A 23,538-nucleotide genomic window follows, 5' to 3' on the forward strand; every position below is an offset into this window, starting at 1 on the left:
GGCCGCAGCCTCGTCAAAAGGGATTCATGAGCATCGTCAAGCAGGCACCGGGCAGGGCTGCCGCCGGGCCAATCGCCGCAGAACTCCGCCGCCGGCCGTCGTTTCGGGCCGACATCCAAGCCCTACGCGCCCTTGCGGTGTCCTTAGTGGTCCTGAACCACCTGTGGCCCAAGGAGCTGAGCGGAGGATATGTCGGGGTCGACGTCTTCTTCGTGATCTCGGGGTTCCTGATTACCTCGCATCTGCTCAGGGAACTCCTGGGAACCGGCCGGATCCGCCTCGCTTCGTTCTATGCCCGCAGGATCCGGCGGCTGCTTCCGGCAGCCTTCCTGGTCCTGACAGCGTCGCTCATCGCCGCTATGGTGTGGCTGCCTTTTTCCCGCTGGGAGGACACAGCTCACGAAGTTTTGGCCAGCGCCCTGTACACAGAGAACTGGGTGCTGGCGGCCAAATCCGTCGACTACTCAGCGTCAACATCATCGGCAACGGTGGTCCAACATTTCTGGTCGCTTTCCGTCGAGGAGCAGTTCTACCTGATCTGGCCTCTTCTGCTCCTAGCGCTGTCCTGGCTGGCCGGCCGCGGCAGCAGGCCCGGGGTCCCCATGGTGTTCGGGGGGATAGCCGCCGTGACGGCACTCGGGCTCGCGGCCTCGGTGCTCACGACGGAGTACTCGCCTAACCAGGCCTATTTCGTAACTCCTGTCCGCGCCTGGGAGTTCGGCGCGGGTGCGCTGACCGCTCTGGCCCTCGGGCGGCAGGGGTTGCCGTCGCCAGCCCTGAAGGGGAGCGGTCCCGCCGGATTCACACTGATCGTGTGCTCTGCCCTTGCCTTCAACGACGGGACCGCCTTCCCCGGCTTTCTCGCACTCCTTCCCGTCCTGGGGACTGTGATGGTCATCGTTGCCGGGAACAATAACCGCAGGCCTGCGTTCAAGCCACTGATCAGCCTGATTCCGCTGCAGTACCTCGGCAACATCTCCTATTCGCTGTACCTCTGGCACTGGCCGCTCATCGTCATTGCCCCGTTCGCCCTGGGGCACGCCCTGGACAACTTCGACAGGATCGGGATAGTCCTTCTCGCCGTTGTCCTGGCAGGCCTCACTAAAGCGTATGTAGAGGACCGCGGCCAGTTATCCGTGTATCTCACCGCGTCAGCGCGGCGGACGTTCGTCGCAATGGCCGTCGGCATGGCACTTGTTGCCGGGCTCGCCGGCCTTCAGCTGCACGTCAAGGAAATCCGTCAGGAGGCAGCGGAACAGGCGGCGGCAGCGGCCGCCCTGGAGCCCTGCCACGGTCCGCTGGCCCTGCTCCCCGGCGCCGACTGCGCCGATCCGTTCGGGCCGTCCGCTGCCCCTGTGATGTCGGATGCCAATGACTACTGGAAAACGCCTCCTTCATGCGACCACCAAGACGACGAGCTGAAGGCCGCGGACACCAGGACGCACCAGCGCTGTGACTTCTCGGGCGGGAGGCGGGACGCCAAAACTGTGTGGCTAGTGGGCGACTCCCACGCACAGCAGTGGCAGGCGGCGGTCTTCGCGGCGGCCAAGCAACGGGGCTGGATCGTCAGGACGGCCCTGCTGGGAGGCTGTCCTGTGGCGGACGTCGAATTCACGGGTTACGAAGACAGCGCCGACCAGAACTCCGCCCGGACCTGCATGGACTGGGCGAAGAGGGTGACCGACGCCGTGGCGGCCGACCGACCCGCGGCGGTTTTCACGTCCATGTTCGCGCGGAGGCAGTCCGTTGACGACGGCTCCGGCCGTCCGGTCTCCGAACAGTTCACCACGGGCCTGCAGAGGACCTGGCAGCGGTGGACCGACGCAGGGTCCATGGTTTATGTCCTGGCTGATCCGCCGCTCAACCAGGCGGTGCGGCAGCCTGACTGTACCAATCTGCATATCCACGATCCGGCGTCCTGCGCTGTGGATCGCGCCGTTGCGCAGCCTGAAGACCCGCTCATCACGGCAGCCAAGTCGTCGTACAACCGCGACGTCCAGCTGGTGGACCTGACCGATTATTTCTGCGATCAGCGCAAGTGCTACACGGTTGTTGGCGGAGTCAATGTCTACTTCGACGCCAACCACCTCAACCGGGAGTACAGCGAGCTGTTGGCACCGCTGCTGCTGGACAGACTGGCGAAGTGAGCCCCCGGTGAATGCTGGTCCGCGTGCGTGTTTTCCACATGGGCGAGGTGCCCGTAGCCTAGCTGGGTCAGCGTCCCTAGGCTTCATTCATGAGCACATTCGAGGGCATTCCCGCAGCAGCAACGGAGTTCTATGCTGAGCTGGAAGAAAACAACAGCCGGGAGTGGTGGCAGGCCCACTCTGAGGTGTACCGCGAGTCCGTGAAAGAGCCCCTGGCCGCACTGCTCGCCACTCTTGAGCCCCGCTTTGGACCGGGGAAAATCTTCCGGCCCAACCGGGACGTTCGCTTTTCGCAGGATAAATCCCCGTACAAGACGGCCCAGGGCGCTTTCGCCTCGTACCAGGAAGGCGTGGGGTTCTACCTTCAGATCAGCGCGGACGGCCTGCTGGTCGGCGGCGGCTACCACTCACATTCTCCCGCACAGCTAGTCCGCTACCGGAACTCGGTAGACGCAGCAGGCAGCGGCGGACAGCTGCAGCGCATCGTGGACGCCGTCGCAGCAGCCGGCTTCGCCATTGAAGGCGAAAAGCTAAAGACGGTGCCGCGGGGCTTCCCGAAGGACCACCCGCGCGCCGAATTGCTCAAGCACAAGTCGCTGTCCGCAGGTGTTGCGCTTGGCGAGCCAGACTGGCTCAGGTCATCGGAAGCGGAACGCGAGATCGCCGCCCGGTGGGAACGGCTCCGGCCGCTGGTGGACTGGGTGGGACGGCATGCCGCCCCGTAACCAGAACCACCAGCGGATGATCGCCACCCGCATCGCGGTCAGACCAGATCCGGAGCTCACGTATACCACCCCGCTGGACAGGGCCAGGCTATACCTTGGTGAGTTCGTCCTCGACGTCGTCCCGGCCGTCGGGGCCACCTGCTGTGCCGTCAACCGCGGCCTTGGCAGCGGCGAACTTCTCGTTGAGGCGCGAGTGCCGCTGCCCGTAGGCGAAGTAGATGGCAATGCCAATCACCAGCCAGATGCCGAAGAAGATCCACGTCTCCACGGCGAGGTTGGTCATCAGGTACAGGCACAGTATCGCGGACACGACGGGAATTACCTTGCCGAGCGGCACGCGGAAGGCCGGCTTCAGGTCGGGGCGCTTCTTGCGCAGCACGATTATGCCAAGGCTGACCATCACGAAGGCGGACAGTGTGCCGATGTTTATCATTTCCTCGAGCAGGTCCACGTTGGTGAGCCCGGCAACAAGAGCAACCGCGGCGCCGCAAATGATCTGCAGGCGCGCCGGCGTCGAACGCTTTTCGCTCGTCCTGGACAGCGAGCGCGGCAGCAGGCCGTCGCGGCTCATGGCCAGCACCACGCGGGCCAGGCCCATGAGCAGCACCATGATCACGGTGGTCAGGCCCACGAGGGAGCCAAAGGCGATCACCTTCGCGGCGTCAGTATTGCCCACAGCCTCGAAGGCCGTGGTGAGCGTAGGGCTCTCAGCCTCGGCAAGCTGCGTGTACGGGACCATGCCGGTCAGTGCCAGGGACACCAGGATGTACAGCAGCGTCACGAGAGCCAGGCCACCGAAGATGCCGCGGGGCAGAGTCTTCTGCGGGTTCTTGACCTCCTCCGCGGAGGTGGCCACGACGTCGAAGCCGATGAAGGCGAAGAACACCAGCGCGGCGCCGGCGAAGATGCCCAGGGTGCCGTACTGCGCAGGGGCGGCACCGGTAAGGAAGCCGAAGAATGACTGCTTCATGACGTCGGCCGCGCCGGCATTTGCCGTCGGCTCGGAGGCCGGGACGAAGGGGGTGTAGTTGGAGAACTTCACATAGCTGAAGCCGACGATGATCACGAACACCACCACGGCGATCTTGATCAGCGTAAAGATGTTGCCCACACGGGCGGACAGCTTGGTCCCGAGCACCAGCAGCACGGTGAAGACGGCCACGATGAGGAAGGCGCCCCAGTACAGGTCCACTCCGCCCAGCGAGATGGCAGGCGGCATTTCCACGCCCATGAGCGCGAAGACCTTGCTGAGGTAGATGCCCCAGTACTTGGCGATCACCGCAGCCGCGGTGAAGAGCTCCAGGATGAGATTCCAGCCGATGATCCAGGCCAGAATCTCGCCCATGGTGGCGTAGGTGAAGACGTATGCGGAGCCGGCCACCGGAATGGCGGTGGCGAACTCGGCGTAGCACATGATCGCCAGGGCGCAGGTGACGGCGGCGACCAGGAAGGAGATGGTGACAGCGGGGCCGGCGAAGTTTGCAGCGGCCTTGGCACCCACGGAGAAGATGCCGGCACCGACGGCAACAGCGACGCCCATGATCATGAGGTCCCAGCTGCTCAGGGAGCGCTTCAGCTTGCGTCCGGGCTCATCGGCGTCGGCTATTGACTGCTCGATGGATTTGGTCCGGAAAAGGTTCATTGGAAGTCCACAGTCCTGATAGGGGATGGAAACAGACCTATCAAGTGTAGTGTCCATCCAGTGGACGGCCATATTTGTCCCGAATACTGAGACGGGCCGCACCCAAGACCACGCCCGGCCCTCCTCCGCGCTGCGGCTGCGCGGTGTGGTGGAGGGCCGGGCGCGGGTCTGTAACGCGTCAGCCGAAAGACTGACGCGGACCGATGCCCGAGTCCTTGAGAGGACTCGGGACATCGGTTCGATTGTGACTAACTGATGCGGTTCATGGTGTTCCAGCCTCCGCCGGCGGAGACCCGTGTCGGGAAGACACCGGTTCCGTTGCCGAAGTAGGACCAGAGCGTCCCATTCGACTGCCTGGCAATCAGGTCAGCCCTGCCATCGCCATTGACGTCACCCGCTCCACTGATCACATTCATGATGTTCCAGCCGGCGCCGGCCCTGATGCGGCTCGGGAAGATTCCGGAGCCGTTCCCCGGATATGTCCACAGCACACCACTGGAATCCCGGGCCACGAGATCGCCCCGGCCATCACCGGTCAGGTCACCCGCGGCGCTGACGACGTTCAAGGAGTTCCAGCCGGCACCGACCCTGATGCGGTTCGAGAAGATTCCCGCGCCGTTGCCCCGGTATGTCCACAGCACACCACTGGAATCCCGGGCCACGAGATCGCCCCGGCCATCACCGGTCAGGTCACCCGCAACGCTGAAGGTATTCATTGCGTTCCATCCGCCACCAACCCGGATACGGGTCGGGAACAAACCGGCACCGTTACCCTGGTAGGTCCACAGCACACCGCTGGAATCCCGCGCTACGAGATCGGCGCGGCCGTCACCGGTCAGGTCACCCGCGGCGCTGAAGGCGTTCATGGTGTTCCAGCCTGCACCGACCCTGATGCGGTTCGGGAAGGTTCCGGAGCCATTGCCCAGGTTCGTCCACAGCACACCGCTGGTGTCCCTCGTGACGATGTCAGCGTTGCCGTCACCGTTGAAATCGCGGAGTGCGTTGGCCGCTACTACGGCCGGCGCCGCAACCGCTGCCGAAGTACGAGACACCGTCGGGAAACCGGCTTTGGAGCCTGTGACCGTGACCGTCAGGGACTTGCCCGCGTCCGCAGCTTTCACGGTGTACGTGGGCAGGTTGGCGCCGACTATCGCAACTCCGTTGCTGAACCACTGGAAGGACATGGTCACCGGCGCCGGCCCCCAGGTTCCCGTGTTCGCCTGCAGGGTGCTGCCCACTGTGGCGGCGCCTGTGATGCTGGGAACGGCCGTTACCAGCTCAGGGACCGCCGGGGTGACGGGGCTGGACAGTGCCGAGAAGCCGCTGGCTCCGATTGCGTTCAGCGCCTGTACCTGGAACCGGAACGACTGGTTGTTGGTCAGTCCTGTGACCACCAGGCTGGTGGCCCCGGCGTCTGCCGTTCGAAGTGCGCCTACCTGAGCTCCGTTGGCGTCCACAACTCGTACCAGGAAGCTGGTGGCGGCGCCGCCTGCTGCCGGAATGAAGTTGACCGTCGCCTGGCCGTCGCCGGCCGTTACTGCGCCGATCACGGGAGCGGATGGTGCAACCGTATCGGAGAACACGAGGCGTTCGACGTTGCGAAGGGTGTCCGTGCCGTCCGTGCCAGTGGTGTCAGTTACCGTGGTGGTTGACCCCGGCGCCCCAAGGGCGGCTGGGGCACCATTAGCGTCGACAGTGTTGACGGTGTAGTTGGCCTCAGGGCCGGAGAAACGTGCCGAGTCGGTGCCGCCGGAGCCCGTGAGGATCTCGCGGACCGCCACGATGTTGCCTGGGTTCACGGTTCCCGCGAAGACAGCTTCCTGGAGCGTCGGGCCTGTTAGGGCACCGTTGGCGTCCTTCAGGTACCGGCTGGTCATTGCGCTCTGGCCCGCTCCATCGGCAGATGCACTGCCGATTTCGGTTTCCGCGTTGTTCGGGTCCGTCCGGACACTGAGCCGGACGCTGAGGTATGCGTCCCCGTCGATGACGTCGTTGGCTCCGCGGCCCTCGATTTCGTCGCTTCCGCCGCCGCCCAAGAGCACGTTGCCAGCACCCCAAACCAGGGATCCGGCGGTAAGGAGCGGGCAATCCTTGGAGGCAGACGCTGCGATCACGGCGTCAGCGGACGTATCGAGATCAGGCACCAGGGCGTCAAGGCCCGTGATGCGGTTGAGCCCTGCCTGGTCCAAAACGTTGCAGCCGATAAAACCTCCACCGCCAACGCCGCTGGGAACAACGTCGTCGCCGCGGATCTTGTCATCGAATTTCCAGCCGGAGGCTGCCTCAACTTCGTTGAACTTGTCGCGGACATCAGTCTGCAGGATGTCCAGCGGTACAAGGGGAAGGTCGAGATCCAGGTTCTGCGGCTGAGGGTCCCCGAGGCCGATCTCCCAGTCGTAGCCGGAGGCTCCAGCGACTTTCTCGATGCCGGGACCGCCGAGGCCGATGTCGTCGCCGCCTTCCATGTCGTAGTCGTCGTCGCCACCCTGGCCGATCAGGATGTCGTGTCCGGGCTTCTGTGAGTCATCCAGGAAGAACAGGTTGCCACTGTCCCCCTGCATGAGGTCCGGCTGGTCGCCACCCTCTTCCCAGTCGTCGCCACTGTCGCCGAATGCGGCGTCAAGGCTCTGACCGAGCATGACGAAGTCGTCACCGGCTCCAGCGAAGGTTTCGTTGGCGTTGGCCCCACCGTTCGTGAAATCCTTGCCGTCTCCAGCCATGAGGATGTCCAGGCCGGGTCCGGCGTCGATCGCGTCGTTGCCGGGTCCGCCCTTCGGGACGTCGTCACCTGCGAGGTCCGTGATGATGTCGTCGCCTTCGCCGCCTAGTGCGATATCGGCTCCGTCCCCACCTTCGATGATGTCGTTGCCTTCACCGCCCCAGAAGGTGTCGTTGTCGTTGCCGCCGTAGATGCGGTCGACGCCGGAAGTGCCGTTGTAGACGCTCTGTCCGTTGATTCCGGAGGGATCGACTGTGTTCCTCGCACGGTACTTGATCGTCCCGTCAGGCATGCGGATCAGCAGATCCGCCTCACTGCAGTCTGAGTCCGGGTCATCCGCTACGGCGTTGCCGGAGGCTGCAAAGCCGGCGGTGGTGCCTGCCAGCTTCTTCAGTTCGAACTTGCAGTCCGCCGTCGCGAATGCATCGGCCTTCAGGCTCTGCACGTTCGTGTTGCGCATCATCAGTTCTGCGAATGAGTTGCCCTCAAGTTGCGCCCTCAGGTTCATGCCCGGGGTGCGCGCCAGGTAGTACAGGCGGTCGCCGTTCTGCAGGTCCGTCAGCTGGTTCTCGAAGACGTAGTTGAACGTGCTGCCCAGCAGGCCGCCAAACAGGTTCGTCCTCTCCGCGAGACCGCCGACCCAGAGGTCGACGTTGTCGAGGCCGGTCTTCGAGTTGACGCCGTCGTTGCTCCAGGTACTACCCGTGCTGTTCATGAAATCCGCCGCGTCAGCGGGAGGGACCTCCCCTGCAGCGGGGCTGACGATTAGCCGTGCGGCGTCCCTCTTGCCTGCCAGCGTCGTAGCGCCCTTGATGGACGCGTGCTGGCCGTAGGCTGCGACAAAGTTCACGAGGGACTCCGGGTGCTTGAGGTTCTCGCCGAAGTCGACCCAGCTGATGTATGGCTTCAACTGGCCGTCATTCGTTTTGTTGAAGAGCTCACGGCGAAGAACATTCAGCCGCGGAATTCCTTCGGAACGGGCCCGTGTCATGTTGATCGCGGGAAGGTCCAGGGGCAGGCCCAGCAGGTTGTTGCGGAGCGTGTCGGTCACGAACTCATCCAGTTCGTTGCCGGCCTGGTCCGACATTCCCATGATGATGCTGCCGGCGGCCTCTTCCGAGGTCAGCGCGCCGGCAGGGCCGCCGTTGGTGTACTCCGGCGGGTTGAGGAAGCCGTCGAGCAGCGAGATGTCGTTCTGGCTGCCTTTGGTGTCATCAGACGTTCCGAACACGGTGTCGGAGCCGGCGCCGTCCTCATTCCTGCGGGAGATCGTTTCGGTCAGCATGGAGTGGCCGAAGCGGTACACGGCGTGCGCGAATTCCGCCTTGACTGCGGGGTTGAGCTCGGTCTGAGTGAACGCAAACGGCTCGAAGGGGTTGATTGCAGGCTGGACCTTGCGGGCGAATTCCTCGAAGACCAGGTGCTGGTACTCCATTTCGGTGATGAACCGGGCGGCCTGGAACAGGCGTTCACCGTTCCAGCCGTCTCCACCGTTTGCGCTACCTGCGCCGGTGGCCAGCTTCCACTCTGTCAGGGCTTTGACGCCGCTGGGGGAAGTGTCGGTCGTCAGGACGTTCTCAATGTCGCCGACGAGCCGGTCGTGCTCGGAGTGGAAGATCTGGTGGATGGCCGTCAGACCGATGTTCTCGTTGACCCGTCCGTCGCCGGCAATGAAGTGCGCGTCCAGCATTTCGTCGTCATAAGTGCCGGGGGGCTGGTGGGCGAAATCGGCCGATGCCGTCGCGGGGACCTCGGAGTCGGGAATCGGCGCCACCGGCGGCGTTGCCGGGTTGTGGTCGGCATCCTGCGGAGACGGGTCCGCGTTGTGGGCGATGTCCGTCAGGAACGGGGTGTCAAAGTACTTGACGTTCGCCGGCACCGGTACGGTCTCGTCCACCGTGGTCAACGGGTCGTCGCGTTGTCCCTCGACCAGACCCGTCGCCGTCACGTACTGCGGCAGTCCGCGGGCCGGACCGGGGATGAACTTGCCATAGGGGTCCGCTGCGATCATCGGAACGTTCAGGACGTCCTTGTCTTCGAGCCTGAGACCAAGCAAGGTCTTCGCCTGAAGCTTGGTCGTGGCCCAAGTTGCCATGCCACCAGCGGTGCGGCCAGCAGGGCCACCGAGTAGCTTGCCCGTCGAGACCGGCTTGCCGTCGGCGTTGTCGACGTACTCCCGCAGGAACACCTGGTGGGACGCGTGTGAAGTGTAGGTCTGGCTCTGGTCGACCCACGGCGAGTCCGTATTGTTCGCATCTTGGACATCATCCGCCGTGCCCCGGATACCGTCCGTACCGGGCTGGTTCTGGCCGCGGGTCAGCACCATGAAGGCCTGGCTGGCGGGGACTTCGTCGCCGGTGTTGGGTTTGCCATCGGGACCAACGGTGCGCAGCGGGTCGTCAGCCTTGAGCGGAACGAATACCGTTCCGCCGCCCTTGACCGTCTGGTCAACGCCGTGGTCGAAGAACTGGCCGAACAGCGTAAACATCGAGTTGTAGGGCGGGGAGAGGCCGACGTCGGTGGTCACGTTCTCGATGAACAGCGTGCTGTGGGACGGCACGCAGTCTGCGGGCGCGCCGACGACAGGCGGGGTGGCCAGGGGATCTGGGTCCGTTGTGCAGGGAACGACGCCCGTGTTGCCCTGTGTCCTTACCGGGTTACCGGCGGCGGCGACAGCTGCCGGGTTAGTCGAGGTCTGGTCCACGATCAGGTTGCTGATCACGCGAGGCTCGGAGTCCACGACGGTCCCCGACTTCTGCGTGTACGACGAGGCGGCCGGACCGCCGAAGGCCGATGCATTCTCGGCACTCTTAAACACCGGTGTGGTCAGGCGGGGGAACTTCTGGTCGGCTGAACCGAACGTCTCCTGGCCCGGCTGCAGGTTGTTGCATGACCCGTCCACCGTCCGGAGCCCCGCCGAGACGAGGGGGCTCGGGATTTGGTTGGGACCTGTGCCGATCAGCGCACCACAGGGGCCGGTGGCTGAGGTCGTATTGGCCACATGTGCTTCAGCGATCTTGATCTGCTTCAGGATGAAAGAGAGATCGGAGGGGGTGATGGTAAAACCCTCCCCCACCGGTGCCTGCACCGCGTTGGCTGCCACCACGGGCAACCCCATGGCGATTGGCATCATGAGTGTGGTTACTGCTGCCATCGTCCGGAAGGAGATGGCCTGCTTGCCGCGCTTATTGCGTCGTTGACGCCGGTTTGTTGGTGGATCGGTGGGAGCTGCGGATCGACGTTGTTCCGCGCCCCCATCTGACTTCAAGGCTGAGAGATTCATGGCACACCTGCCGCTAGGAGGGATGTAACCGTGCCATCGTCTGTTGGCCTGCCCGTGAAAACCTTGTGGATGCGGCCGGACCGTAGCTCTTTGCCCTGTTGAGCCACCCAAATTGGGGGTTCCCAACCGCTTGGCTAATCAGTAATGCCCGGGCCGGGCCGCTCATTTGCGGCCCCGCCCGGGCATCCCCTAATTGCAGTGTTACAAGGTGTCAGAAGGGGGTCAGACCGGCCAGTCCATGAGCGTGGAGCGGATCAGGAACCGCTTGCCTTCCGGCGCCTCGACGGAAAATCCGCTCCCCCGTCCGTCGACCACATCCACCGTCAGGTGGGTGTGGCTCCAGTAGCCGAACTGTTCCCTGGACATCCAGAACTCAAGCGGCCGGCCGCCGTCGTCCTTGCTGTCAGAGCCGCCGTCGTCAGCGGAACCGGACCGGCCGTCATCGTCAGCGGAGAGATCAAACCGCCCCAGCAGCACATCCGACTCCCCCGTGCGGAAGTCCCCCGCCGGGTAGCACATGGGCGCGGAGCCGTCGCAGCAGCCCCCGGACTGGTGGAACATGAGCGGGCCGTGCTGCGTCCAGAGCTTCCGCAGCAGGCCCACGGCCTCGGCGGTGAGCGCCACCCGGGAGAAGTCCTCCCCGGGCAGCGTCACGGCGGCGTCCAGCCTGGTGCCCGGCATCAGAACCTCAGCACCACGCGGCCGTCGATTTTCGCGTGCTTCATCTCGTTGAAGACCGCGTTGACTTCCGAGAGTTCACGCGTGGAGACGGTGGGGTGGATCTTGCCCTGTGCGTAGAAGTCCAGCGCTTCCTCGAGGTCCTGCCGTGTCCCAACGATGGAGCCGCGGACGGTCAGGCCCTTGAGCACGATCTCGAAGATCGGTGCGGGGAAGTCGCCCGGCGGCAGGCCGTTGAACACGATGGTGCCGCCGCGGCGGGCCATGCCGATGGCCTGGCCGAAGGCCGACGGGTGCACCGCCGTGACCAGGACGCCGTGGCAGCCTCCGGTTTTCCGCTGGATGACTTCGGCGGGATCCTCGTGCAGCGCGTTGACGGTGAGTTCGGCGCCGTGCTTCCTCGCCAGCGCGAGTTTGTCGTCCGCGATGTCGACGGCGGCGACGCGCAAGCCCATGGCGACGGCGTACTGGACGGCGATGTGCCCCAGACCGCCGATGCCGGAGATGGTGACCCACTCCCCCGGCTTTGCTTCAGTCATCTTCAGCCCCTTGTAGACAGTGACGCCGGCACAGAGCACCGGGGCGACTTCCACGGGATCCGAGCCGGCCGGAATCCGCGCGGCAAACCGGCTGTCCACCAGCATGTACTCGCCGAAGGAGCCATCCACGCTGTAGCCGGCGTTCTGCTGGGCCTCGCACAGCGTTTCCCAGCCGGTGCGGCAGTACTGGCAGTCGCCGCAGGCGGACCAGAGCCAGGCGTTGCCCACCAGGTCCCCGACGGCGAGGTCTGTGACGCCCTCGCCGAGGGCCACCACCTCGCCCACGCCTTCGTGGCCGGGTACAAAGGGAGGCGACGGCTTGACCGGCCAGTCCCCTTCCGCGGCGTGGAGGTCGGTGTGGCAGACCCCGCTGGTGATCACCTTGACCAGCCCCTGTCCGCGGCCGGGCGTGGGGACGGGGATGTCCTGGATCTGGAGGTCCTTGGCGAATTCGGATACTACGGCTGCTTGCATTGTCGTCGTCATTGGCGAAATCCTTGCGTCGTTGGTGCGTTTGGTTGAACTGAGTGCGGTGACGGGTGGTGAAGTTCGGCTTAGAAGAATCCGAGCTTGTTCTCGTTGTAGCTGACCAGGAGGTTCTTGGTCTGCTGGTAGTGGTCCAGCATCATGGCGTGGTTTTCACGTCCGATGCCGGAGGACTTGTAGCCGCCGAACGCGGCGCCGGCGGGGTAAGCGTGGTAGTTGTTGATCCAGACGCGGCCGGCCTGGATTTCGCGGCCTGCCCGGTACGCGACGTTGCCGTTGCGGGACCAGACGCCGGCGCCTAGACCGTAGAGGGTGTCGTTGGCAATGCCCATGGCGTCGTTGTAGTCGGTGAACCGGGTCACGGACACCACGGGGCCGAAGATCTCCTCCTGGAAGATGCGCATCCGGTTGTGGCCCTCGAAGATCGTGGGCTGGACGTAGTAGCCGCCGGCCAGGTCCCCGGACAGTTCGGCACGGGCGCCGCCCGTGAGCGCCTTGGCGCCCTCCTGATTGCCGATGTCGATGTAGGAGAGGATCTTTTCCAGCTGATCGTTGGAGGCCTGGGCGCCGATCTGGGTTCCGGTGTCCAGCGGGTTGCCCTGGATGATCTTCTGGGTACGGGCCAGGGCGTCGGCCATGAAGGAGTCGTAGATGCCCTCCTGGACCAGGGCGCGGGACGGGCAGGTGCAGACTTCGCCCTGGTTGAACGCGAACAGCGCGAAGCCTTCCAGTGCTTTGTCGTAGAACGCGTCATTGGAGTCGGCGACGTCGTTGAAGAAGATGTTGGGGCTCTTGCCGCCGAGTTCCAGCGTCACGGGGATCAGGTTGTTGGAGGCATACTGGCTGATCAGGCGTCCGGTGGTGGTCTCACCGGTGAAGGCGATCTTGCGGATCCGGGGGCTGGAGGCCAGCGGCTTGCCTGCCTCGACTCCGAAGCCGTTGACCACGTTGACCACGCCGGCCGGCAGCAGCTCGCTGATCAGTTCGATCAGGACCAGGATGGACGTCGGCGTCTGTTCCGCGGGTTTGAGGACGACGGCGTTGCCCGCCGCGAGCGCGGGGGCCAGCTTCCAGACGGCCATCAGGATCGGGAAGTTCCACGGGATGATCTGTCCCACGACGCCGAGCGGCTCGTGGAAGTGGTACGCCGTGGTGTCGTCGTCGAGCTGCGACAGGCGGCCTTCCTGGGCGCGGACGGCGGAGGCGAAGTAGCGGAAGTGGTCGGCAGCCAGCGGGATGTCCGCGTTGAGGGTCTCGCGGACCGGCTTGCCGTTGTCCCAGGCCTCCGCGACGGCGAGCAGTTCGACGTTCTCATCAATGCGGTCGGCGATCTTGTTCAGGATCGCGGCGCGTTCGGCCACCGAGGTCCGGCCCCAGGGGGAAGCCACCTTGTGCGCGGCGTCGAGGGCGAGTTCGATGTCCTCGGCGGTGCCGCGCGCCACCTCGCAGAACGGTTTGCCGGTGACGGGGGTGATGTTCTCGAAGTACTGGCCCTTCACGGGTGCAACCCATTCGCCGCCGATCCAGTTCTCGTAGCGGTCCTTGAACGTGACCTTCGAACCCTCGGTGCCCGGCTGTGCGTAAACGGTCATTGCTAGCTCCTTTGCTGTGCAACACGGTGGCGATGTGTCATGGTGATCGCCGATGCATCGAGCCTAGGAGCGGGCAGGTTGCAGCCAGGTTGCAACTCTGTGACCCGGGTCACCCTTGATTGAGCCTCGCAAAATCCCGGCTGGGCCGACGGTTAGGCGCTCAGCTCCGTTTCCAGCCGCTCCAGGTCGGCGACGACGGCGGCCCGCTTGGGCGAGCGCGGCGGCAGGAGCTTCAGGGCGGCACGGCGGACGTCGACGTCGTCCGCCGCCTCAGGCAGATCCGCGTACTTGAGCAGCGACTCGGCGCTGCCGTCCGTCAGGACGGCCTCGCGCAGCAGCGCGGACACGCGATTCCGGAGCTCGACGATGCCGGGCGCCTCCGAGCGGGGCAGGACGGCGCCGCGGTAAATATCCAGGGCGATCCGGTGGGCGCCGCGCTGCAGGCAGGTGAGCACCTGGCTGCTGTCCGGCAAGAGCTCCACAGCCAGCCTGTACGGCCGCGACTCCGGCACCGCAGCGGGGTTCAGCTGCTGCAGGACCTTCCGGAGCCGCACCATCTCGGCGCGCAGGGTGATCGTAGAGCCGTCCCCCGGGTACAAAAGGACGCTCAGTTCCTCGGCGCTGAGGCCGTCCGGGCGGGTGCTGAGCAGGGCCAGGATCTCGCTGTGGCGGGCGGACAGCACCACGCTGCGGCCCTCGATGCTGAGCAGGGCCTGGTCGCGGCCCAGCAGCTGCAGGCTGTTGCGGTACAGGCTGCCTTCCCGCACGGAACCGCCGGCCGCCCCGGAATCCGGGTGCCGCCGTCGTGCTTTGACGCGTTCGTGGGCAGCCGCGAACTGCAGGCGTTCCACGCGCAACTGGGCCTGGGCCGCCGCCACGGTGGCCTCCACGAGGGAGAGCGTGTGCGGTGCCACCGCCGCCTCCGTGCCCGTGATGTCCACGACCCCCAGCAGCGCGCCCGAATCGGGGTCCTGGAACGGTACCGCCGTGCAGCTCCACGGGTGGACTGAACGTTTGTAGTGCTCGGCGCCGGAAATCTGGATGCCGCGGCCCAACGCGAGGGCGGTCCCCGGGGCACTGGTCCCCACGGTCGCCTCCGACCAGTCGGCACCGGGAACGAACATCATGCCCTCGGCGCGGCTGCGCACGCCGGTATCGCCTTCCACCCAGAGCAGCCTGCCCACCTCGTCGCCGACGGCAACCAGCAGGCCGCAGTCGTGGCTGGGCCGGACCAGGAGCTTCTGGATGACGGGCATGATGGCGGCCAGGGGGTGCTGGCGGCGGTATTCCTCCAGTTCGTCCGCGGCAATGGCCAGCGGCGCCTCGGGGTTGTCCGGGTTGGCCCGGAGCTTGGCGGACCGCTGCCAAGATTCGCGGATCAGGCGGCGCAGGCCGGGGATCTCTTCGGCATCCGGAAACGCTTCGCTCTGCACGTGGCTGTCCAGGAATTCGTGGCTTGCCAGGGCGTGGCGCTGCACCAGCGCCGAATCTTTGGTTTCAGGTGTCGCCGGCTGGATCAGGTTCTTCATCGAACTCCCACTCGCCCAAACGCTTGCCCGCGACAGTCTAGTCCACCCAACTAGGTAGCAGTAGAGGGCGTTCCCGGCGCTGGGAACGCCCAGTGCTGCTACCTAGTTGGGTTTAGCCGCGGGAGATTTGGATCATCTCCTCGCGCGGCACCACCTTGATGCGTTCACGCACGACGCCGTCGGACTCGGCGGATTCCGTCCACGATGCACCAAGGGCGGCCTCGTGGGCGTTCAGCTTGTTCCAGCCTTCCCACGTGGTGTACTCGATGCCGCGCTCCTCGAGCAGGTCGATGATCGCCTGCGGGTCGGGGTTCTGTGCCGGCGGCAGCGTGAACCTGTCCTCGAGGAGGAAGCCGATGGTTTCCAGGGCGTCGCCCTTCGTGTGCCCAATCAGGCCGACGGGCCCGCGCTTGATCCAGCCGGTTGTGTAAATGCCGGGGACAGGGTTCCCGTCGGCGTCGAGGACGCGGCCGCCGTCGTTGGGGATGACCCCGCGCTTGACGTCGTATTCAAGTTCGTCCAGAGCAGAGCCGTGGTAGCCGATGGCGCGGTAAACGGCCTGCACCGGGTAGTCGATGAACTCCCCCGTGCCCTTGACGTTGCCGGTGCCGTCAAGCTGCATGCGCTCGAACTTGATGCCGGCAACCTTGCCGGACCCGCCGTCGTCGTAAATCTCTACCGGTCTGTGCAGGAAGTGCAGGTGCAGGCGGCGCGACGACGGCTGTTCAGACTCGGCGTGCTCCTCAACCAGCCAGTTGGTCATGGTGTTCACCATGGTCTTGGTCTGGTTGTTGCTCCGGATCGCGTCGTCGGAGGCCTCGTCGAATTCGAAGTCCTCCGGGTAGAGCACGATGTCGACGTCGCGGGCATGGCTCAGTTCGCGCAGCTCCAGCGGGGTGAACTTGACCTGGGCGGGGCCGCGGCGGCCGAAGACGTGGACGTCAGTGACCGGTGAGTTCTTCAGGCCCTGGTAGACATTGTCCGGGATCTCGGTGACGAGGAGCTCGTCGGCGTGCTTCACCAGCATCCGCGCGACGTCCAGGGCGACGTTGCCGTTGCCAATGACTGCGATTTCCTTGGCGTCCAGCGGCCATTCGCGGGAAACGTCCGGGTGGCCGTCGTACCAGGACACGAAGTCGGCGGCACCGAAGGAGCCCTCGAGGTCGATGCCGGGGATGTCCATATCGGCGTCCTTGATGGCTCCGGTGGAGAAGATGACGGCGTCGTAGAAGGCGCGGAAGTCGTGCAGCGTGAGGTCGCGGCCGTAGGTGACGTTGCCCAGGAACCGGATGTCGCCGCGGTCCAGGACCTTGTGCAGGGCGTTGACGATGCCCTTGATGCGCGGGTGGTCCGGGGCCACGCCGTAGCGGATCAGGCCGTACGGTGCCGGGTGGGCCTCGAAGAGGTCGATGCTGACCTCGAAGTCGCCGTCCTTGACCTCGTTGGACTTGGTCAGGATGTCCGCGGCATAGACGCCTGCGGGTCCGGCGCCGACGATCGCGACGCGGAGCGGGCGCTTGGCCGTGGATTCAGCTGTGTTGGACACCGTAAGCCCTTCCGGAACGGGAGACCGCGCCCCACCGGCGCGCAGTTTTCAATTCTAATTGTCCGCCCGGCCGGGCGTCCCACCCGTGACGGCACACGGCGGTCCGTGACGGCCTGCGGCCCCCCGGACCGGTTCGCGGCCACTGGCGCGGCCGCGGCCACGGGCGCGCCCGGGTCCCGAGGCGGATGCGCGGGTCGCGAGGCCGAACGCCCGCGCGTCCCGGGCACGCCCGGGTCAGCCGCTCTTGCGCAGGGCCACCACGTCGCCCTCGCGGTACAGCAGTGCCCGCAGCTCCGACTCCGCCGAGTCCAGCCGCTTGGGGTCTATGGTCTCGCCGGCCGCGAAGTGGTCCAGCAGCCGGGGGTCCACGTAGCTCTTGCGGGCGATCGACGGCGTGTTGCCCAGCACCGCTGCCGCCTCCATCATGGCGACGCTGATGGCCCGCTTCCTCTTGGCCTCGGTTTTCTGCGGCCCGCTCCGGGCCAGGCTGACGGCGGCCGCTGCGGTGCCGCGCAGGGTCCGGAAGTCCTTCGCGGTGAAGTCGTCGCCCGTGCGCTCCTTGACGTAGCCGTTGATGTCGGCGCTCGTCACAGGGTGCCACGTCCGGCCGTTCTTGTAGGCCAGCAGCCGCGCGTTGCCGCCGCGCCGCTTCAGGGCCCGGGCCAGAGGCGCAAGGTCGGGGTCATCAATACGGGACTCCCAGGTTTTGCCGCTCTTGGCCGGGAAACTGAGGAACAGGCATTCCTTGCGGACACGGACGTGGGCGCAGAGCAGGGTGGCGAGCCCGTGGCTACCGTTTTCGTTCGTGTACCGTTCCGACCCCACCCGCAGGGAACCGCTGTCCAGCATCCTGAACGCGGCGGCCAAGACGCGCTGGCGGGTGACGCCGTCGGACCTCAGGTCGATGGTGACCAGGCGGCGGGCGGTGGGCAGCGATTCGGCGAGCTGGAGCGCGCGGTCGAATTTCACGCGGTCTTTCCGTTCGCGCCACTCCGGATGGTAGATGTACTGCCGCCGGCCGACGGCGTCCAGCCCCGTGGCCTGGATATGCCCATTGTCGAAGGGAGCTATCCACACGTCCGTCCAAGCGGGCGGGATGCCGATGCTCTCCAGCCGGTCCCGGACCGGACCGGGCGGCAGCGTGGAGCCGTCCAGGTCCCTGTAGCTGAAGCCGGTACCGGCGCGCACCCGCCGGTAACCGCGGCCGGAAGCGTTGCTGTGGCGGAGCCTCACGGAGCCGCCGTCCCGCGTTGAGTCGTACCCATAATTGCAAGCCTACTGACTAATTGCCTCCCGAAGGCAGCCTTTAGTCTGCACCAGGCGGAATACCGCTCCCTAGCATGATGTTATGGATCGTGTGCCTAACCCCGACGGATCCGTCTCCTCCGCTGTTCCAGCTGCCTCTTCACCCGGCGCCGCGCCCCTCGGCGTGACCAGCCCCGGCACCCCAAACGCCGGCAAGCCTGCGGCACCCGGCAAGTCCGGTTCGCCCGGCGCACCCAAGGCTGTGGATAAAGAGACGACGGCGGGCATCCTGTTCGGCATCGGCGCTTACGGGCTGTGGGGGCTGCTTCCGCTATACTTCTTCGTTCTGCAGCCGGCAGGTGCCGTGGAAATCGTGGCCAACCGGGTGGTCTGGTCCCTGATCTTCTGCGCCCTCCTGATCACGGTGACCCGGGCGTGGCGGGTCTTGGGTGATGCCCTGCGGAACCGCTCCGTGCTCTGGACCCTGGCGGCCGCCGCCGGCCTCATCGCGGTGAACTGGCTGACCTACACCTACGGCGTCACCACCGGGCAGGCGGTCGAGGCCTCGCTTGGCTACTTCATCAACCCGCTGGTGTCCGTTCTCCTCGGCGTGTTCGTCCTCAAGGAGACGCTCCGGCCGCTGCAGTGGGCCGCCGTCGGAATCGGTTTCATCGCCGTCGGCGTGCTCACCGTGTCCTACGGTAAGCTGCCCTGGATCGCCCTGACGCTGGCCGTCAGCTTCGGCCTGTACGGCTTCGTGAAGAAGCGGGTGGGGCCGCGTGCCGACGCCATAACCAGCCTCACCGTCGAGACGATCGTCCTTACTCCCCTTGCGGCCGCCACGATGATCTTCCTCGCGGCCAGCGGCACCGCCTCGCTGACAACCCACGGCCCCGGGCACTTCTGGCTGCTTCTGGCATCCGGCGTCATCACGGCCGTGCCGCTGGTATTCTTCGGTGCTTCCGCCCGCCGGCTGCCCATGACCACCATCGGGCTGCTGCAGTACTTCGCACCGGTGCTGCAGTTCATCGTGGCGCTTGTGGTGTTCCGCGAGGCCATGACGCTGGACCGGTGGATCGGCTTCGGCGTTGTGTGGCTTGCCCTGCTGGTGCTCACCGTGGACATGCTGGCTGCGACGCGGAAGAGTTCAGCAGCCAAGCGGCTCGCCCGCAGGGAAGCGCGAACGAACACTTAAGGCCCCGGGGGCAGCCCGAGCGAACACTTAAGCCCCCGGGGGGCAGGCCCCAACTGTCCGTGCGCGCCGGGCCGGGGCCCCAACTGTCCGTTCGCGCTCGGCGGGGCAAGACGATCAGGGCGCCGAGTCCGCACGGTCGTAGTCGCGCGGCACAACCACCATGGGCACCGGCAGCGCGCGCAGGACCTTGTTGGCCGTGCTGCCAAGGAACATGCGGTTCTTCTCGGCCAGGCGCGAGGACCCGACGATGAGGATCTCGCCGTCGTCCCATTCGAGTCCGTCGATGGCTTCCTCAATGGTGCGGCCGTGGGCCACAGCCACGCCGACCTCGTGCCCGGCCGGCACCTTTCCCGATGCTGCCGTCAGGACGGTGTTCGCGTGGATGTGCGCGGCGTTGATGGCCTCCCCGGCGTCACCGGCGGCGTCGAGCTCCACCAGCGACACCAGCCGCAGCGGCACGCCCCGCCGCTTCGCTGCCCTAATGGCGGTCTCGATTGCAGCCTCGGCGCCGGCGCGCTGCCCCACGGCCAGCGTCAGGCGGGTGACGGGTGCCGTCCGCTGGTAGCCGCGCGGCGCGAGTGCCACCGGAACCGGTGAGGCGTGCAGCAGCGCGTTGGCCACCGATCCCACGGTGTAGCGCTTGAACAGCCCCGTGCTGGCCGCTCCCACAGCGATGAGTCCGGCTTCGAACTCCACCGCCGCGTCGATGAGCCCGCCGGCGAAGGAATCGGCCTCCCGCACATGGAATTTCGCGGGCAACCCCTGCGGAACCAGGGCCAGGCCCTCCCGTTCTGCCGTCAGCACCTCCTGCTCCGCGGCGCTGACCCGACTGCCCTCCGGATTCAGGGCCACGTACGGCGTGCCCGGCTTCACCACGTAGACCAGATCCAGTTCGGCGCCCTGGGCCAGGGCCAGTGATGTGGCCAAAGCGACGGCGTCAGCGCCCCGCTCGGTGGGTGTGTAACCGACTACGTATCGCATGCGAAACCCCTCTTTGGGTAGTGCAGGCCGGCGCCCGTTCCCGGCGGCGCTCCCCGGCCTGCGGCGTGAAATGCAGTGGTGAGGATGACTCTACCGCGGCGCCCGCGCCCGCGGGCGGGAACACAACGGGGAGTGAGACGGCAGCGAGAACGACGGCGGGCCGGGCACCTTTTGGTACCCGGCCCGTCGTCGTCGTACGCCCCACACGGTGGGGGCCTTATCTGTCCGCTCGCGCTAAAGCGGCCTGAACTACGCGTTGGCCTTGATGGCCGCGGCGAGCACCTCCAGGCCGTCCAGCAGCAGCTCGTCGCTGATCACCAGCGGGGGCAGCAGGCGGATGACGTTGCCGTAGGTTCCGCAGGTGAGGATGATGACGCCTTCCTTGAGGCAGGCGGCGGCAACGGCCTTGGTGAGCTCCGGGTTGGGCTCCTTGGAACCGGCCTGGACCAGCTCGATGGCCAGCATGGCACCGCGGCCACGGATGTCGCCGATGACGGAAACTTCGGAGGCAAGTTCGCGCAGCTTGCCGAAGGACAGTCCCTCGATGTGCTTGGCGCGGGCGTTGAGGTCGTACTCCTGCATGGAACCGATGGAGGCCAGGGCGGCGGCGCATGCCACCGGGTTGCCACCGTAGGTGCCGCCGAGGCCACCGGGGTGGACGGCGTCCAGCAGGTCCGCACGGCCGGTGATGGCGGACAGCGGCATGCCGCCGGCGATGCCCTTGGCCATGGTGATGATGTCCGGAACGATGCCCTCGTGGTCCACGGCGAACCATTCGCCGGTGCGGCAGAAGCCGGACTGGACCTCATCGGCGATGAAGACGATGCCCTTTTCCTTGGCCCAGGCGGACAGCGCCGGCAGGAAGCCCTCGGCCGGGACGATGAAGCCGCCCTCGCCCTGGATCGGTTCGATGATGATGGCGGCCACCTGGTCGCCGCCGATCTGCTTCTCGATCGCGGTGATGGCGCGCTTGGCGGCCTCGGCACCGGTGATCTCCGGGTTTTCTTCGCGGAACGGGTAGCTCATGGGCATGCGGTAGACCTCGGGCGCGAACGGGCCGAAGTTGGTCTTGTACGGCATGGCCTTGGCGGTCAGCGCCATGGTCAGGTTGGTGCGGCCGTGGTAGGCGTGGTCAAAAGCGACGACGGCGTCCCGGCCGGTGGCCAGGCGGGCCACCTTGATGGCGTTTTCCACGGCTTCGGCGCCCGAGTTGAAGAGGACGGTGCGCTTCTCGTGGGTGCCGGGGGTGAGCTTGTTCAGCTGCTCGGCGACCGCGACGTAGCCCTCGTACGGGGTGACCATGAAGCAGGTGTGGGTGAAGTGCTCCACCGCCTCCTTCACGGCACCGACGACGGCGGGGTCGGACGCGCCGACGCTGGTCACCGCGATGCCCGAGCCGAGGTCGATGAAGGAGTTGCCGTCGACGTCGTGGATGATGCCGCCGTCGGCGTCTGCGACGTAGACCGGAACGCTGGAGGCGACGCCGGCGGCCACCACTGCCTTGCGGCGTTCGGTCAGGGCCACTGACTTGGGGCCCGGGAAGTCGGCCTGGACGCGGCGCTTCTGCTCGAGGCGGTAGGTGATTTCGTTGGCGGTGGTGGTCATGGGGTTTCTTTCTCTACTGAGTGGGGCCACGCCGGCAGGGTTCCCTGGCCGAAGCGGAGCGAGGTTAGGGCGCCGGTGGATGGGGCCACGCCGGCAGGGTTCCCTGGCCGAAGCGGAGCGAGGTTAGGGCGCGGGTGGGGATTATGCGTCAAGTGCGGACATGACGTGCTTGATGCGCGTGTAGTCCTCGACGCCGTACATGGAGAGGTCCTTGCCGTAGCCGGACTGTTTGAAGCCGCCGTGGGGCATTTCGGCGGTGAGGAGGATGTGCGTGTTGATCCAGACCGCACCGAAGTCAAGGTCCCGGCTGAGCCGCATGGCCGTGCCGTGGTCGCTGGTCCAGACGCTGGAGGCCAAGGCGTACTCGACGTCGTTGGCCAGGTCCACGGCTTCCTGTTCCGTGCTGAACTTCTGCACGGTGATGACCGGGCCGAAGGTTTCCTTCTGCACGATGTCGTCCGACTGCTTGGCGCCGGTGACGATGGTGGGCTCGAAGAAGAAGCCCTTCTCGCCGGCGCGGTGGCCGCCGGTCTCGATCCGGCAGTGTGCCGGCAGTGAATCGACGACGGCGCTGACGGCCTTGAAGTGATTGACGTTGTTCAGCGGACCGAAGTAGTTGTCCTCGTCGTTCTGGGAGCCGGTGTGCAGGGTCTTGGTGTGTTCCACCATGGCGGCCACGACGTCGTCGTGCACCGAGTCCTCCACCAGGACACGGGTGATGGCCGTGCAGTCCTGGCCGGCGTTGAAGAAGGCGAACTCGGCGATGGCCGCGGCGCTCTTCTTGATGTCGGCGTCCTTGAAGACGATGGCCGGGGCCTTGCCGCCCAGTTCCAGGTGCGCGCGCTTGAGGCCCTTCGCGGCGCCCGAGGCGACGGCGATGCCGGCGCGGACGGACCCGGTGATGGACACGAGTCCCGGGACCTTGTGTTCCACCATCAGCGCGCCGGTTTGGCCGGTGCCGAGGATGACGTTCAGGACGCCGGCCGGCAGGATGTCCGCGGCCAGGCGCGCCAGGACCAGCGTGGATTCGGGCGTGGTGTCGGAGGGCTTCAGGACCACGGTGTTGCCGGCGGCGAGCGCGGGGCCGATCTTCCAGATGGCCATCAGGAACGGGTAGTTCCATGGGGCCACCTGGGCCACGACGCCGATCGGCTCGCGGCGGACGAAGGAGGTGTGGCCCTCGAAGTACTCGCCGGCGGACTTGCCTTCGAGAATGCGGGCGGCGCCGGCGAAGAAGCGCAGCTGGTCGGCGCCTGCCGCCACTTCCTCGGACGCGATCAGGGAACGGACCTGGCCGGTGTTGCGGTGCTGGGCATCGACGAGTTCGTCGCTGTTGGCCTCGATGGCGTCGGCGAGCTTGAGCAGCATGAGCTGCCGCTGTCCGGGGGTCACGTGCTTCCAGGTCTTGAAGGCGTCCTTGGCGGCGGCCATGGCGGCGTCGACGTCAGCCTCTACGGACACGGGTGACTTGGCCACCACGTCGCCGGTCACGGGGTTCACGATGTCGATCAGGCCCGTGCCCGCAGGCGTGACAAACTCTCCGTTGATGAAGTTCTGCAAGGTTTGAACCACGGTGTACAACCTCTTTCGTCCTGAATGGTGTGATGCGGCTGACTCGAGCCTATT

14 protein-coding genes are annotated in these 23,538 nt (G+C 66.1%); 3 read left to right on the forward strand and 11 right to left on the reverse strand.

The window, feature by feature from the left end:
- Window positions 1–26: 26 nt before the first annotated feature.
- A complete protein-coding gene (locus QFZ23_RS18335) occupies window positions 27–2,147 on the forward strand; it encodes an acyltransferase family protein (RefSeq protein WP_306925095.1) in 2,121 nt (706 codons plus the stop codon).
- Window positions 2,148–2,236: 89 nt separating this feature from the next.
- On the forward strand, window positions 2,237–2,872 hold the full coding sequence (locus tag QFZ23_RS18340) for a DUF2461 domain-containing protein (protein ID WP_306925097.1): 636 nt from the start codon (window positions 2,237–2,239) through the stop codon (window positions 2,870–2,872).
- Between the two features lie 88 nt (window positions 2,873–2,960).
- Here QFZ23_RS18340 and QFZ23_RS18345 read toward each other — a convergent pair whose 3' ends face one another.
- The 8 genes from QFZ23_RS18345 to QFZ23_RS18380 form a co-directional block, all read right to left on the reverse strand.
- The gene (locus tag QFZ23_RS18345; RefSeq protein WP_306925099.1) at window positions 2,961–4,514 is read right to left on the reverse strand and encodes an amino acid permease; all 1,554 of its coding nucleotides are present in this window, start codon (window positions 4,512–4,514) and stop codon (window positions 2,961–2,963) included.
- Between the two features lie 248 nt (window positions 4,515–4,762).
- Window positions 4,763–10,387, reverse strand: a complete 5,625-nt coding sequence (locus QFZ23_RS18350; protein WP_306925101.1) for a peroxidase family protein — start codon at window positions 10,385–10,387, stop codon at window positions 4,763–4,765.
- Window positions 10,388–10,738: 351 nt separating this feature from the next.
- A complete protein-coding gene (locus QFZ23_RS18355) occupies window positions 10,739–11,197 on the reverse strand; it encodes a DUF779 domain-containing protein (protein WP_306925103.1) in 459 nt (152 codons plus the stop codon).
- On the reverse strand, window positions 11,197–12,219 hold the full coding sequence (gene adhP / locus QFZ23_RS18360; protein ID WP_306925105.1) for an alcohol dehydrogenase AdhP: 1,023 nt from the start codon (window positions 12,217–12,219) through the stop codon (window positions 11,197–11,199). Before adhP ends, QFZ23_RS18355 begins: the two co-directional genes overlap by 1 nt.
- A gap of 68 nt (window positions 12,220–12,287) precedes the next feature.
- Complete coding sequence (gene exaC, locus QFZ23_RS18365; RefSeq protein ID WP_306925107.1) at window positions 12,288–13,811, reverse strand: acetaldehyde dehydrogenase ExaC; 1,524 nt, start codon at window positions 13,809–13,811, stop codon at window positions 12,288–12,290.
- 152 nt (window positions 13,812–13,963) lie between these two features.
- Window positions 13,964–15,340, reverse strand: a complete 1,377-nt coding sequence (locus QFZ23_RS18370; protein ID WP_306925109.1) for a GAF domain-containing protein — start codon at window positions 15,338–15,340, stop codon at window positions 13,964–13,966.
- Window positions 15,341–15,452: 112 nt separating this feature from the next.
- Window positions 15,453–16,886: an FAD-dependent oxidoreductase gene (locus tag QFZ23_RS18375; protein WP_306925111.1), complete on the reverse strand. Its 1,434-nt coding sequence runs from the start codon at window positions 16,884–16,886 to the stop codon at window positions 15,453–15,455.
- Window positions 16,887–17,120: 234 nt separating this feature from the next.
- Window positions 17,121–18,119 carry a DNA topoisomerase IB gene (locus QFZ23_RS18380; protein WP_306925113.1) on the reverse strand — a complete coding sequence of 333 codons (999 nt, stop codon included), beginning with the start codon at window positions 18,117–18,119 and terminating at the stop codon, window positions 17,121–17,123.
- A gap of 115 nt (window positions 18,120–18,234) precedes the next feature.
- On the opposite strand from QFZ23_RS18380, the gene rarD reads away from it, so the two are divergent.
- Entirely contained in the window at window positions 18,235–19,326 is a 1,092-nt protein-coding gene (gene rarD, locus QFZ23_RS18385) for an EamA family transporter RarD (protein ID WP_306925114.1), read from the forward strand.
- Between the two features lie 114 nt (window positions 19,327–19,440).
- Here the strand turns inward: rarD and QFZ23_RS18390 are convergent, their stop codons facing one another.
- The 3 genes from QFZ23_RS18390 to QFZ23_RS18400 form a co-directional block, all read right to left on the reverse strand.
- Window positions 19,441–20,307 carry a universal stress protein gene (locus QFZ23_RS18390; protein ID WP_306925116.1) on the reverse strand — a complete coding sequence of 289 codons (867 nt, stop codon included), beginning with the start codon at window positions 20,305–20,307 and terminating at the stop codon, window positions 19,441–19,443.
- A 249-nt stretch (window positions 20,308–20,556) separates the two neighbouring features.
- Window positions 20,557–21,912: a 4-aminobutyrate--2-oxoglutarate transaminase gene (gabT, locus tag QFZ23_RS18395; RefSeq protein ID WP_306925118.1), complete on the reverse strand. Its 1,356-nt coding sequence runs from the start codon at window positions 21,910–21,912 to the stop codon at window positions 20,557–20,559.
- Window positions 21,913–22,053: 141 nt separating this feature from the next.
- Entirely contained in the window at window positions 22,054–23,484 is a 1,431-nt protein-coding gene (locus tag QFZ23_RS18400) for an aminobutyraldehyde dehydrogenase (protein ID WP_306925120.1), read from the reverse strand.
- Between the last annotated feature and the right edge of the window lie 54 nt (window positions 23,485–23,538).

Origin of the sequence: Arthrobacter globiformis, from assembly GCF_030818015.1 — a bacterium.
GTDB lineage: Bacteria > Actinomycetota > Actinomycetes > Actinomycetales > Micrococcaceae > Arthrobacter > Arthrobacter globiformis_C.